Source organism: Chryseobacterium gilvum (genome assembly GCF_025628965.1).
Classification (GTDB): domain Bacteria; phylum Bacteroidota; class Bacteroidia; order Flavobacteriales; family Weeksellaceae; genus Chryseobacterium; species Chryseobacterium gilvum.
Map to the genome: position 1 here is coordinate 218,632 of NZ_JAOTEN010000002.1, position 13,082 is coordinate 231,713.

14 protein-coding genes are annotated in these 13,082 nt (G+C 36.4%); 11 read left to right on the forward strand and 3 right to left on the reverse strand.

What is annotated here, in order from left to right; all coding sequences use genetic code 11:
• Positions 1 to 15: 15 nt before the first annotated feature.
• From nadB to N0B16_RS07640, 6 genes are all read left to right on the forward strand, one after another.
• The gene (gene nadB / locus N0B16_RS07615; protein ID WP_262990199.1) at positions 16 to 1,593 is read left to right on the forward strand and encodes an L-aspartate oxidase; all 1,578 of its coding nucleotides are present in this window, start codon (positions 16 to 18) and stop codon (positions 1,591 to 1,593) included.
• A gap of 12 nt (positions 1,594 to 1,605) precedes the next feature.
• Positions 1,606 to 2,466 carry a carboxylating nicotinate-nucleotide diphosphorylase gene (gene nadC / locus N0B16_RS07620; RefSeq protein ID WP_262990200.1) on the forward strand — a complete coding sequence of 287 codons (861 nt, stop codon included), beginning with the start codon at positions 1,606 to 1,608 and terminating at the stop codon, positions 2,464 to 2,466.
• 211 nt (positions 2,467 to 2,677) lie between these two features.
• Positions 2,678 to 5,359 (forward strand): TonB-dependent receptor, encoded by a 2,682-nt coding sequence (locus N0B16_RS07625; RefSeq protein WP_262990203.1) that lies wholly within the window; start codon positions 2,678 to 2,680, stop codon positions 5,357 to 5,359.
• An 83-nt stretch (positions 5,360 to 5,442) separates the two neighbouring features.
• Entirely contained in the window at positions 5,443 to 5,880 is a 438-nt protein-coding gene (locus N0B16_RS07630) for a hypothetical protein (protein ID WP_262990204.1), read from the forward strand.
• A 61-nt stretch (positions 5,881 to 5,941) separates the two neighbouring features.
• Entirely contained in the window at positions 5,942 to 6,934 is a 993-nt protein-coding gene (locus N0B16_RS07635; protein WP_262990205.1) for an aspartate-semialdehyde dehydrogenase, read from the forward strand.
• Positions 6,935 to 6,986: 52 nt separating this feature from the next.
• A complete protein-coding gene (locus tag N0B16_RS07640) occupies positions 6,987 to 7,988 on the forward strand; it encodes a cation diffusion facilitator family transporter (RefSeq protein WP_262990206.1) in 1,002 nt (333 codons plus the stop codon).
• Positions 7,989 to 7,997: 9 nt separating this feature from the next.
• Here the strand turns inward: N0B16_RS07640 and N0B16_RS07645 are convergent, their stop codons facing one another.
• Entirely contained in the window at positions 7,998 to 8,435 is a 438-nt protein-coding gene (locus N0B16_RS07645; RefSeq protein WP_262990208.1) for an exosortase F system-associated membrane protein, read from the reverse strand.
• Complete coding sequence (gene xrtF / locus N0B16_RS07650) at positions 8,422 to 8,952, reverse strand: exosortase family protein XrtF (protein WP_262990209.1); 531 nt, start codon at positions 8,950 to 8,952, stop codon at positions 8,422 to 8,424. Before xrtF ends, N0B16_RS07645 begins: the two co-directional genes overlap by 14 nt.
• Positions 8,953 to 9,002: 50 nt before the next feature.
• Here xrtF and N0B16_RS07655 point away from each other — a divergent pair, with 50 nt between their 5' ends.
• From N0B16_RS07655 to N0B16_RS07675, 5 genes are all read left to right on the forward strand, one after another.
• Positions 9,003 to 10,022, forward strand: coding sequence for an aminoglycoside phosphotransferase family protein (locus tag N0B16_RS07655; RefSeq protein ID WP_262990211.1), 1,020 nt, complete (start codon positions 9,003 to 9,005; stop codon positions 10,020 to 10,022).
• A 25-nt stretch (positions 10,023 to 10,047) separates the two neighbouring features.
• Entirely contained in the window at positions 10,048 to 10,458 is a 411-nt protein-coding gene (locus N0B16_RS07660; protein WP_262990212.1) for a RapZ C-terminal domain-containing protein, read from the forward strand.
• Positions 10,459 to 10,551: 93 nt separating this feature from the next.
• Entirely contained in the window at positions 10,552 to 11,265 is a 714-nt protein-coding gene (locus N0B16_RS07665) for a nucleotidyltransferase family protein (RefSeq protein ID WP_262990213.1), read from the forward strand.
• A 6-nt stretch (positions 11,266 to 11,271) separates the two neighbouring features.
• A complete protein-coding gene (locus N0B16_RS07670; RefSeq protein ID WP_262990214.1) occupies positions 11,272 to 12,024 on the forward strand; it encodes an LOG family protein in 753 nt (250 codons plus the stop codon).
• 56 nt (positions 12,025 to 12,080) lie between these two features.
• Entirely contained in the window at positions 12,081 to 12,551 is a 471-nt protein-coding gene (locus N0B16_RS07675) for a DUF6702 family protein (protein WP_262990215.1), read from the forward strand.
• Between the two features lie 56 nt (positions 12,552 to 12,607).
• Here N0B16_RS07675 and N0B16_RS07680 read toward each other — a convergent pair whose 3' ends face one another.
• On the reverse strand, positions 12,608 to 13,060 hold the full coding sequence (locus tag N0B16_RS07680) for a hypothetical protein (protein ID WP_262990216.1): 453 nt from the start codon (positions 13,058 to 13,060) through the stop codon (positions 12,608 to 12,610).
• Between the last annotated feature and the right edge of the window lie 22 nt (positions 13,061 to 13,082).

A 13,082-nucleotide genomic window follows, 5' to 3' on the forward strand; every position in this document is an offset into this window, starting at 1 on the left:
TCTTAAAGAAAAAATATGATAAAAGCGGATGTATTAGTGATCGGTTCCGGAATTTCCGGACTTTCTTATGCCATTAAAGTTTCCGAACAGTTCCCCGATGCCAAAATAATCATTGTCACAAAATCTGATGAAGATGAGAGCAATACCAAATATGCTCAAGGCGGTTTGGCAGTGGTCACAGATTCTAAAAATGATAATTTTGACAAGCATATAGAAGATACAATGCGCGCCGGAGACGGCGAAAATAAGCGCGATGTGGTAGAAATGGTCGTAAGGGAAGCACCGGTAAGGTTTAATGAAATTGTAGAATGGGGAGCCAATTTTGACAAGAAAAACGGCGAATTTGCTTTGGGTCGTGAAGGCGGCCATACCGAAAACAGAATTGTACACCACAAAGACATTACCGGTTTTGAGATTGAACGAGCTCTATTGGAGACCGCAAAAAACAGCCCGAATATAGAGATTCTTGATCATCATTATGTAATAGACATCATTACGCAGCACCACGTTCCAGGAAAAGAGCTGAATGAAGGTGAGATCAATTGCTATGGTGCCTATATTTTGGATGAAAAATCAAAAACCATAAAAAAAATTACTTCAAAAATTACTTTGGCTGCAACAGGAGGTGCAGGACACGTGTATAAAAACACCACCAATCCTACTATTGCTACAGGAGACGGAATTGCTTTCGTAGCCCGTGCAAAAGGCAAAGTAACCAATATGCAGTATTATCAGTTCCATCCGACTGCGTTATACAGCAAACTCGACGGAATGCTGTTTCTGATTTCCGAGGCGGTGCGTGGTGACGGCGCTAAATTGAGAACCAAAAAGGGGGAAAAATTCATGCAGAAATACGACGAGCGGGAAGAATTAGCCTCCAGAGATATTGTCGCAAGAGCTATTGATGCAGAAATGAAAATCACCGGTGATGAATTTGTCGGTTTAGATTGCCGCAAAATGGATCATGAGAAATTTCTCGAACATTTCCCTAATATTTATAAAAAATGTACGAATGAAGGAATTGACCCTTTTACACAGCTCATTCCCGTGGTTCCTGCATGTCATTATCTGATGGGCGGGATTGAAGTGGATAAAGACGGGCAATCGTCTATCAATAATTTGTTTGCCGTAGGAGAATGTACCAATTCCGGCTTACATGGAGCTAACCGGCTGGCTTCCAATTCTTTGCTGGAAGGCTTGGTTTTCGGGCACAATGCAGCCATAAAAACCGTGGAACTGTTAAAAGAAAATAATTTCGATTTTGACGATCTTAAAGCCGTTCCGGAATGGAATGAAGAAGGCATGAAGATCATTGATGAAATGGTGATCGTTTCTTATCTCAGAAAACAGCTGCAGGAGATGATGAGTGATCTCGTGGGGATTGTAAGAAGCAACAGACGTTTAAAAATGGCTTTACAGAAACATGCAGAAATCGCGGCAGCCGTAGATGAAATCTACCGCTACTCTATTTTGTCACCACAATTGTCAGAGCTTAGAAACCTGACTACCGTTGCCCACCTCATCATCATTCAATCGATGGAAATGACCGAAAATAAAGGGGCATTTTATAATAAAGATTTAGTTCACGCATAATTATCATTCAACATGAAAAGACCAGGTTACGCAACCGATAAAGTACTAAAGCAATTCATCAAAAATGCTTTGGAAGAAGACATTCAGGATGGAGATCATTCTACTCTTTCTACCATTCCGAAGGATCTTACTCAAAGTGCAAAGCTTCTCGTAAAGCAAAACTGTATTCTTGCCGGTGTAGAACTCGCTGAAATGATTTTTAAAACTTTTGATAAAAATCTGGAAATTGAACGATTCATCAAAGACGGCGAAACGGCAAAAGTGGGCGACGTTGCATTTATCGTAACAGGGAGCGCAAGATCAATTCTTTCAACAGAAAGACTGGTTCTCAATTGTATGCAGCGAATGAGCGGCATTGCAACCATGACGCACGAATGGGATTCAAGATTGATCGGATCAAAAACCAGGCTTTTAGACACCCGGAAAACGACGCCCAATTTCAGGGTTTGTGAAAAATGGGCTGTCGCCATCGGCGGCGGGACCAATCACCGATATGGTTTATACGATATGATCATGCTGAAAGACAACCATATTGATTACAATGGAAGCATTATAAATGCCGTGAAAATGGCAAAAGAGTACGTGAAGAAATCAAAAAAGAAACTGAAAATTGAAGTTGAGACCAGAAACCTTGAAGAAGTGCAGGAAGCTATCAAAGCCAAAGTAGACCGGATCATGCTGGATAATATGGATGTGGAAACCATGAAAAAAGCGGTTATTATGATTAACGGCACTTGTGAAAGCGAAGCTTCGGGAGGCATTACAAGAGATCAGCTTAAAGAAATCGCTGCTACTGGAGTAACTTATATTTCAGCAGGAGCCTTAACCCACTCAGCAGAAAATATTGATCTAAGTCTTAAGGCGGTAAAATAAAGATTATATATTTAATAAAAACAAGTGCCATTTGTTAAAAATTAAATAATATGATTTTTTTCAGCTAAAAATCCAAATATTGTACAATTGTCTGTATTACAGCGCATTAACTGTTATTAAGATTGATTAAAAATTAACGTTTAGTTAATAAGAGTTAAAATTTATTTGCCGAATTTTGCATAAAATTTAAATCTAACTATTACTTACGATTATGAAATTAATCAACAAATCAATGCTAACTGTGATTATCTCACTTTCTACAGCTAGTGTTTATTATGCACAACAAGTTAAAGATACTGTTGACACAAGGTCAAAAGACATCGAGCAGGTTGTACTTACAGGTGTTGCCGATATCGCCAAAGATAGAAAAACACCGGTTGCCGTTTCAACAATTAAAGAAGCTCAGATTGTTGAAAGATTAGGAAACCAGGAATTTCCTGAAATCCTAAATACAACGCCTTCAGTATACGCTACAAAAGCAGGTGGTGGTTTTGGAGATTCTAAAATTAACATCAGAGGTTTCGCACAGGAAAACATTGCCGTTATGGTAAACGGAGTTCCTGTAAATGATATGGAAAATGGCGCTGTTTATTGGTCAAACTGGGCCGGTCTTTCTGACGTAACTTCTGCAATGCAGGTACAACGAGGTCTGGGTTCATCAAAATTGGCTATTGCTTCTGTTGGAGGAACTATTAACGTTTTAACAAGAGCAGCAGATAAAAAACAAGGCGGAATCGTTTCTCTAGGCCTTGGTAATGACGATTATGTAAAAACTTTATTTGCATACAATACCGGGAAAAGCGCAAAAGGGTGGTCGAGCTCATTCTTAATGAGTAGAACGGCAGGTTCAATGTATGCTGACGGAACACAATTTGAAGGTTACAATTACTATTTTGCTTTAGGATATAACAAACCTGGAGGAAAACATGATTTCCAATTTACCATTACTGGTGCTCCACAATGGCATAATCAAAGATCAACCTATTCTTCTATTCAAAATTACATCAAATACAATGAGGACAATGATGGTACTCCTGACAGAAGATACAATGCAGATTGGGGTTATAGAAATGGAGAAGTAGTTTCTAATAGAATAAACTATTATCACAAACCTGTAATGTCTCTTAACTGGGACTGGAATATGAGTGAGAAATCTAAATTAAACTCTGTTTTCTATGGTTCTTTCGGAAGAGGTGGAGGAACAGGAGATTTGGGTAGAGTTGGAGGAAAATTTGTTTCAGGATTTGTAACACCGACAGGACAGATAGATTACGACGCAATATATGCTGCAAATGCTGGTGTAAATGTAAATACAGCCGCAGCAGGAAATACATTAGTAAGAAGATCATCTATTAATTCGCATAACTGGTTCGGAGCAATTATCAGTTTCAACCACAAAATAAATGACAATTTAAACTTTACTATTGGTACAGATGACAGATATTATTATGGATACCATTATCAGGTAATCTCTGATTTATATGGTGCATCTGGATATAAAGACAATACCAATCAGAATTTTTATACTGCTCCTGGAAACGTTTATACTGCTACTCCAAGAATCATTTCAAATTCATTTTCTACAAATCCAAGCTGGAATCCTTTCGGAGGAAAGCTGAACAATGAAGAAGACATGGTCGCTTATAATAATGATGGAGAAGTTTTATGGTATGGAGGTTTTGGACAGTTAGAATATTCTAACGATAAATTATCTGCATTTGTTTCTGGTGCTGTTTCTAATCAATCATTTCAGAGAATTGATCATTTTATTATTGATGGTGTAACATTATTAAATGGGACGAAGGCAGGTTTTGCAGCTTCTACTGCACCAAACGCTCCTATTATTCAGCCTACAGCAACAAACCCTGCTTTATATACAGAAACAGGATTTAAAAATATTTTAGGTTATAATGTGAAAGCAGGCGCAAACTATAATATTGATGATCATCATAATGTTTTTGCAAATGTTGGATATTATTCTAAGCAGCCATTCTTAAACGCAGTATATCCAAACAATAAAAACTATCTTAATCCTAATTTAACAAACGAAAAAATCTTCGGAGTTGAAGTAGGGTATGGTTTCCGTTCAGGAATCTTTAATGCAAATCTTAACCTTTACAGAACAGAATGGAAGGATAGATTTTTAAGAAGAGGAGGCCTTACAGTAGATCCGGATAACAATCCTGCTACAAATAATAGCATCTCAAATGCATATGCAAATATTCAGGGGATCACTGAAATTCACCAAGGTGCTGAATTAGAAGTAACTGCCAATGTACATAAAATGGTAAGTTTATTTGGAATGGTTTCTGTTGGCGATTGGTATTACAAAGGAAACGCGCAAGGAAATCTTTTCACCGAAACCAATGAACAAATTGGTGCAGATGCTCAAACATTATACTTAGATAAAGTAAAAGTTGGAGGTGCAGCTCAATCTAGTTTAGCAGCCGGTTTTAAAATCAAACCAACAGATTGGTTCTCATTTGATGGAACTTATAGAGGTGTTAAGAATCTCTATGCAAACTTAAACCTTCTTAACTTTTCAAATCAAGCTGCAGGCAACAAAGGGGCATTAGAACTTCCAACATATGGATTAGTTGACTTAGGAATTTCATTTAAAATTAAATTAAAAAACCCTAATCAATTCTTCACATTAAGAGGTAATGTATATAACTTATTAGATAAGGCTTATATAGCAGAATCTAATACCAATACTCATGCTAACCTTTCAGCACAAGAATATGCAGATATTAATGGTGGTACAATTGCTTCGACAGCAGCAAACTACGCATTATATCAATCAGCAGGAAACTGGAATGGAGTAAGCCAACAAAACCAAGTTTATTTCGGTTATGGTAGAACATGGTCTGCAACATTGTCATTTAACTTCTAAGAATTTAGATTTTATATACTACCAAATCCCGGCTTTATAGCCGGGATTTTTTTATATTTGCAGCTAACTAAAAAATACTATTTATGGATTTCAACATTATGCTTCAGGCGCACCGTGGTTTTGCTTACTTGATATTGCTTGCAATTGCTGTTTTCATCGTTGCACTCTTGATGACCATGTTTGGATATTCAGGCAAAATTTCAAAATTTTTAAGAAAATCTTCCCTTTTTACCATGATTTTCTTTCATACGCAAGCAGTGATTGGATTAATCATGTTATTCTTTTTTTCTCCGGGGTTTAAAGCCGCAAAAGAATCGGGAATGTTAATGAAAGATTCTATTTTGCGAAACACCTATGTTGAACATCCTACCGCAATGATTATTGCAGCAATATTATTAACCATTGTCAATAAAAAATTCAAAACCAACGAAAAATTAAATATGAGCTGGGTCATCATGGCATTGATCGCGGTTGCATTAGTACTCTGGGCATTCCAGTGGAAAAGATTGTTTGGAGGATAATTGAATATCATCAGCCATTTAAAACATAATCAACAGATTTTTAATCTATTTAAATAACCCCATGAAAGTAGCGGTAATAGGATCAACCGGAATGGTTGGGCAGGTTATGCTTAAAATTCTCGAAGAAAGAAATTTCCCGGTTACAGAATTAATTCCTGTAGCATCAGAAAGATCTGTCGGAAAGAAAATCAAATATAAAGATACAGAATATACAATAGTAAGTATGGCAGAAGCGATTGCAGCCAGACCAGATATTGCTATTTTTTCTGCAGGAGGAACCACTTCATTAGAATTTGCCCCAAAATTTGCAGCGGCCGGAACAACGGTAATTGATAATTCTTCCGCATGGAGAATGGACCCCGATAAGAAGCTGGTCGTTCCAGAAATCAATGCCGATGTTTTAACGAAAGACGATAAAATTATTGCCAACCCGAATTGCTCTACCATTCAGCTCGTGATGGTTTTGAGCCCGCTGAATAAAAAATACGACCTGAAAAGAGTGATTGTTTCTACCTACCAGTCTGTAACCGGTACCGGTAAAGCGGCTGTAGATCAGTTAAATGCTGAAATAAGTGGCAACAATTCTGTAGAAAAAGTATATCCTTATCAAATTTTTAAAAATGCATTGCCTCATTGCGATGTATTTTCTGATGATGATTATACGAAGGAAGAAATAAAACTGATGAAAGAACCTAAAAAGATTTTAGGCGACGACTCCTTCAATCTGACAGCGACTGCAGTAAGAGTTCCTGTACAGGGAGGGCATTCTGAAAGTGTAAATATCGAATTTGAAAATGAATTTGATCTTGATGAAGTAAGAAAAATCTTATCTGAAACACCGGGTGTAGTCGTTATGGATAATGTGAAAAATAATGAGTATCCGATGCCGCTGTTTGCGGAAGGCAAAGATGACGTTTTCGTCGGAAGAATCCGGCGAGACCTCTCACAGCCCAAAACACTCAATCTCTGGATTGTGGCAGATAATCTGCGGAAAGGCGCTGCAACCAACGCAGTACAGATTGCAGAATACTTGGTAGCCCACAACTTAGTATAAACTAACAAAAATAAAAAGAGTCTCCAACAGAGATTCTTTTTTTTATCAAACTATGAACAGTACAAACAACCTCCGCAAAGATAAAATAGGATTCCAGAAAATGATCGCTGTTTTTGGAGTGCTCCTTTTCATCGGGAAAATTATCGCGTGGAAGCTTACAAATTCCGATGCTGTATTTTCTGATGCCATGGAAAGTATCGTAAATGTCATCAGTGCTTTTATGGGCCTTTATTCCTTATACTTAGCCTCAAAACCAAAAGATGAAGACCATCCTTACGGACACGGAAAAGTAGAGTTTGTCACTTCGGGAATCGAGGGTGCGTTAATTGCCATTGCGGGGATTATGATCATCTACGAGGGAATCAACAGTTTACTTACCGGAAAAATTCTGAACCAGCTTGATTGGGGAATTGCCATTATTGCGGCAACGGCAATTGTCAATTATTTTCTAGGATATATTTCGATAAAAAAAGGAAAAAAAGAAAATTCTCTGGTTTTAATTTCTTCAGGAAAGCATCTTCAGTCGGATACCATCACGACATTAGGCGTAGTAATCAGTTTAATCATTGTATATTTTACTAAAATTTACTGGATAGATTCTGTGGTTGCACTTCTTTTCGGAGGATACATCATTGTGGTAGGCTATAAAATCGTCCGGAAATCGCTGAGCGGAATTATGGATGAGCAGGACCCGAAATTGCTGAACAGCATCATTGATCTCCTTGAAAAAAACAGAAAAACAGAATGGATTGATGTTCACAACATGAAAATCCAGCAGTTTGGCGCATCACTTCATATTGACGCCCATATTACTTTGCCTTGGTACTACAGCCTTCGGGAAGCTCACAATGAAATGGAAAATGTCATTCTTCTTTTAGCCAGCAATATGAAGAGAAGCATTGAATTTAATTTTCATATGGATGACTGCAAACCGATCTCCTGCCCGATCTGCCAAATTGCAGATTGCCCTGTACGCGAAAAAGACTTTGTAAAGAGAGTAACCTGGACTCCGGAAAATGTAACCCGCGTAGATAAGCACACTGCGGAGGAATAATTAAAAATCTTAATCCGGTTTCTGTACGATCTTCTGCCTGTAATAAAACAAAGGGATAATCAGAAGTAAAATCAAGGGTTGAATCACAAATCTTCTCATATAAAAAGAGAAAAGATATCCCGTTTCGAATCGGTCAGCAATGCAGTATAAATAGATAGGAAAAGTAATAAAAAACACTAAGGTGATTAAAACCGCTCCCTGCAATGTCCACGTTTTATTTTTAAACAAAAAATGAATAATTACGCAGGAAAAAATAAGATTTAGAATAAACCTGAAAAAATGTCCTGCAATGAGCCTTCCCCAATCAAAATCCGGAAAAGTGAGGTTTTTGTTAGCCTCATGAAAATAAGAAAGAAAAGGATCATAAAAAATCTGATCTTCAAGCATTCTTACACAGAATAGCGCTAAAATACCGGCAAGAATCAAAAACCAATTAAGAATTTTCATGTTTTAATGCGAAAAATTTGATCCAGACCAACCAGAGAACTACAACTGTTCCATAAATCACTGCCGGAAAAAGATAATCATGAGACATTTTATTATACTGAGGATAATCTCTTGTAACGATGTTTAATCCCATAATCCTTGCTACATTCATCAGATAAAGAATAAGAAGCCCTGCAAGTGCAAAAATAAAGGTTTTCGAGCCTTTATAAAATGCAAAAACAAAAGATAAAAACAAAATCATTACCGAAACGGCATTACAGCCTTCTACCATTCTCGTGACATATTTTTGCTTTACATAAAACCAGACCTGCTCTTTGGCAACATCGTCATACAGCTGAGTAGCAATACCCAGTTTACTCTGAATAAACCTGACCTGTTCTGCAATCATCCTTGAGTAATGGTCTAAACCTTGTGCTTTAAAACTGTTCAGATAAAACTGGTATGCAAAAAGCAACACCAGATAAATGATGATAAATCTGAGCAGAATTCCTAAAACAGGTTTAAAGTCCTTTAGCATATTGCAAAGATAAAAATTAGGACGTAAAGTAGTATATTTGTGAACAGATTATGACTTCCGAAAACGCAAAAAGATTTTTTGAAAGCCAGCTTGGTAAAAAATCCACAGAATGTATTCCTTTAGCTCAAAGCGGTTCCGCAAGAGTGAATTTTTTGGTGAAAACCGAAAATGAAAATTACATCATGACCTACAACGAAAATATTCGCGAAAATAAAAGTTTCCTCTATTTTTCTGAAGTTTTTTCAGGCTTATATCTTAACACCCCTCACATTTACAGTATTTCTGAAGACCGACAATGGTATATTCAGGAATTTTTGGGCAAACAGACCCTTTCAGAAACCATCTCAAAAGAAGGCGTATCTGGAAAGGTTAAATCTTTGGTAAAACAGACGTTAGAAAAACTATTTCAGCTGCAAACCAAAACAGACGGAAAAATAGATTATCAGAAGACTTTTGAATATGAAAGCTATAATGAGCTTCCGGTTATGCACGATCTGTATTATTTTAAAAATTTCCTGGCAGATGTCCTGGAAATGGAATATCATAAATCCAGCTTACTTAAAGAATTTAAAAATATAGTCTTTCTCATTGAAAGTCTGCAGCCTAAAGGCTTGATGATCCGCGATTTTCAATCGAGAAATATCATGGTAAATGAAAAAGATGAAGTTTCCTTTATAGATTATCAGTCGGCAATGCACGGCCCATTAATGTATGATGTAATTTCATTTTTATTTCAGGCTAAAGCCAACTTTCCTGAAGATTTTAAAAATGAGATGTTAGATTTCTATATTTCACAGTTTAAAAATGAAGAAACCAGAATTCAGCTAAAAAATTCGGTGATGCCTATTTTGATGATGAGATATCTGCAGGTTTTGGGTGCATATGGCTTTCGTGGGCTGATCCAGAAAAAGCAGCATTTCATTTCAAGTCTGGAAATGGGCATTGAAAACATTACTCATTTCTCGGAAAGCTGGGAAAATATGAATGATTATCCGGAATTAATACATGTGATTAGACAATTAAATACTGAGGAAACAAAAAATAAAATTAAAAAAATTTTGAACCATTAAGATTTAAAGTTTAAAAATAAATACAATGCTACACATCGACATACACAGCTTTTCGTATAAAAAAGGAGGAATCCCCAAAGATGAAACCGGGAACGGAGGCGGATTTACCTTCGACTGCCGCGGAATTTTAAATCCGGGAAGAGTGGAAGAATATAAAATCCAGACCGGAAACGACATCGGCGTTCAGGAATATCTTGAAACCAGAACTGATATGCCCAAGTTTTTAGAGCTGGTAAAAAGCATGATTTCCATCAATATCGACAATTATTTAGGGCGGGGTTTTGAAAATCTTCAGATCAACTTCGGCTGTACAGGAGGACAACACAGATCGGTTTATTCAGCCATAAAAATTGCGCATTTCATTGAAGAAAAATATGGCGATCAAGTAGAAGTAAGCCTTCATCATGATGAGCAGCATCAACTTAATTATAAGTAATCAGTAATGTGCAATAAATAATATTTTGCTCCATTATTATTTCTGCTTAAAAACTAAATTGCTCATTACCAATTAATTATAACTCATATTTTTATGAAGGCATTACTATTTGCGGCAGGAAAAGGAACCCGGCTCAAACCTTTTACCGATCATCATCCGAAAGCTCTGGCTAAAGTGAATGAAATTCCTTTACTGGAAAGAAATATCCTGTATCTTAAACGTTTTGGGATTACAGATTTCGTGATTAATGTGCATCATTTCGGGGATCAGATTATTGATTTTTTAAAGAAAAACGATAATTTTAACTGCAAGATTGAAATCTCAAATGAATCTGAAGAACTTCTGGAAACGGGAGGAGGTTTGATTTTTGCAAAAAAATTCCTGAATCACGGAGAAGATTTTCTCATTATGAATGCAGATATTCTTACGGATATCAATATCAACCATTTAGTTGATTATCATAAAGAAAGTAAAGATTTTGCTACATTAGCGGTTTCAGACAGAATCAGCTCCCGAAAACTGCTTTTCAATGACGATCTTGTCCTGAGAGGCTGGCTGAATGTGCAGACGGGGGAACAGAGACTTGCAGAGTTTAATAAAGGCTTTAAAGCATATGCATTCAGTGGGGTACACTGTATTAATCCTGTTATTTTTGATAAAATTAAAAGAACCGGCAAATTTTCTATTATGGAAGAATACCTCGATCTGATGCATACTGAAAAAATCCACGGTTTTTTACATCACAGCATCCTGATCGATGTTGGAAGACCCGAATCTGTAATAGAAGCCGAAAAATATTTTAAATAAACCACGATGGGAATAGAAGGAAGCAGGGATGAAAGTTTACAAAATCCCGAAATTGATCTTAATGAATCTATTTTACACAATAGTTTCAGACAAAAAACCTGGGACGAAATTGTAACCAAAGACAGCTGGATGGTTTTTAAAATCATGGCTGAATTTGTAGATGGCTATGAAAAAATGGCAAAAATAGGGCCTTGTGTATCTCTTTTTGGTTCGGCAAGGCTACAGCCGGACAGTAAATATTACAACATGGCGGTAGAAATTGCCGAGAAAATCACAAAAATAGGCTTTGGAATCATCACAGGCGGTGGTCCCGGAATTATGGAGGCGGGAAACAAAGGAGCGTTCAACGCGGCAGGAAAGTCGATCGGTTTAAATATTGATCTCCCTTTCGAACAGCACTTTAATCCCTATATCAGCAAAATGTATTCGCTGAGCTTTGATTATTTCTTTGTGAGAAAAGTAATGTTTGTAAAATATTCTCAGGGATTTATTGTCATGCCCGGTGGTTTTGGAACCTTAGATGAGCTCACAGAAGCTATTACGCTTATTCAAACCAACAAAATTGGAAGATTTCCTATTGTATTGGTAGGCTCCGAATTCTGGAGTGGATTATTAGACTGGTTTAAGGCCACTTTACTGAACGAAGGAATGATTTCTGAAAAAGATTTAGACCTTTACCGTGTGGTAGATACGGCCGACGAAGCGGTAGAGCACATCAGAGCGTTCTATGAAAAATACTCGGTGAACGTTAACTTTTAATTGGCACTATATTTGAGCCATACAACAACTACATTGATTGTAAAATTATTACTAAAATGAAAAAATTTTTATATATATCGGGTGTTTTAACACTATTTGCATTAATGAGCTTCATGAATGCCGACTTTTATTCGTCAATGACGAAAGTAGACTATATTGACGGAAGTAAAACCCTGAAATTTACTACAAAAATGAACACAAGCCATATTTCGGACGCGCTTAAAATAAATCGTAACACGGCAGGATTTGAAGCGGAAGTCAAGAAGTATGTGAACAACAATTTTGATGTGTATGTAGATAATTCTCCCAAAACCCTCACTTTTACAGGGAGCCAGGTAAGCGGAGAAACAGTTTGGGTGTATTTTGAGACCGATGGTGTTTCTGACATCAGCAGTTTAAAAATTAAAAATACCATATTGCTAAGTGCTTTTCCAAAACAGATCAATCTGGTGAATATCGCTTATAAAGGAAGTCAGAAAACGATGAATTTTCAAAGGGGAAAAGAAGTGAATGAGGTTTCTTTTTAAACGAAAGCAATTTAAATTAAATAAAAAAAGCCCACTGTGTAAACAGTGGGTTTTATTTATCTATCTATCCAAAGCATAATTTCATCCTCTATCCGACTTTTATCATATTGAAATGGTATTTTTTGCAAAGGCCATGTTTCATGATACATCGTATAAGTAGGATAAATGCGGTACTTAGAAAGCGAATCTGTAATATCATACTTATCAAGAATTACATACCCATTTCTTATATCCGTGGAATCATATGCAACTAAATATTTTCTACCTGAAATAAAATTTCCGTTTTGATGAGCACCTCTCACTATTCCTTTTTCATATTCAAATTTATAATCATATCCATACGCGCCTCCTTTACTATAATAATACCGTGAAGTTATTTCACCTACAGTATATTTAACGTTTTTAAGCATTTCTATACTGGGTGGTGATGCCTTTTCAAATTTCATTAAGTAAACTCCATATAATGTTAAAATTAGCATTATTAAAATAAATTTTTTAGAGTTATTCATACCTTATTTTACTTCATTAATG

Bases quoted from the DNA above. Each gene is read 5' to 3' on its own strand.
- nadB (WP_262990199.1), top strand. From the start codon at position 16: ATGATAAAAGCGGATGTATTAGTGATCGGTTCCGGAATTTCCGGACTT.
- nadC (WP_262990200.1), top strand. From the start codon at position 1,606: ATGAAAAGACCAGGTTACGCAACCGATAAAGTACTAAAGCAATTCATC.
- N0B16_RS07625 (WP_262990203.1), top strand. From the start codon at position 2,678: ATGAAATTAATCAACAAATCAATGCTAACTGTGATTATCTCACTTTCT.
- N0B16_RS07630 (WP_262990204.1), top strand. From the start codon at position 5,443: ATGGATTTCAACATTATGCTTCAGGCGCACCGTGGTTTTGCTTACTTG.
- N0B16_RS07635 (WP_262990205.1), top strand. From the start codon at position 5,942: ATGAAAGTAGCGGTAATAGGATCAACCGGAATGGTTGGGCAGGTTATG.
- N0B16_RS07640 (WP_262990206.1), top strand. From the start codon at position 6,987: ATGAACAGTACAAACAACCTCCGCAAAGATAAAATAGGATTCCAGAAA.
- N0B16_RS07645 (WP_262990208.1), bottom strand. From the start codon at position 8,435: ATGAAAATTCTTAATTGGTTTTTGATTCTTGCCGGTATTTTAGCGCTA.
- xrtF (WP_262990209.1), bottom strand. From the start codon at position 8,952: ATGCTAAAGGACTTTAAACCTGTTTTAGGAATTCTGCTCAGATTTATC.
- N0B16_RS07655 (WP_262990211.1), top strand. From the start codon at position 9,003: ATGACTTCCGAAAACGCAAAAAGATTTTTTGAAAGCCAGCTTGGTAAA.
- N0B16_RS07660 (WP_262990212.1), top strand. From the start codon at position 10,048: ATGCTACACATCGACATACACAGCTTTTCGTATAAAAAAGGAGGAATC.
- N0B16_RS07665 (WP_262990213.1), top strand. From the start codon at position 10,552: ATGAAGGCATTACTATTTGCGGCAGGAAAAGGAACCCGGCTCAAACCT.
- N0B16_RS07670 (WP_262990214.1), top strand. From the start codon at position 11,272: ATGGGAATAGAAGGAAGCAGGGATGAAAGTTTACAAAATCCCGAAATT.
- N0B16_RS07675 (WP_262990215.1), top strand. From the start codon at position 12,081: ATGAAAAAATTTTTATATATATCGGGTGTTTTAACACTATTTGCATTA.
- N0B16_RS07680 (WP_262990216.1), bottom strand. From the start codon at position 13,060: ATGAATAACTCTAAAAAATTTATTTTAATAATGCTAATTTTAACATTA.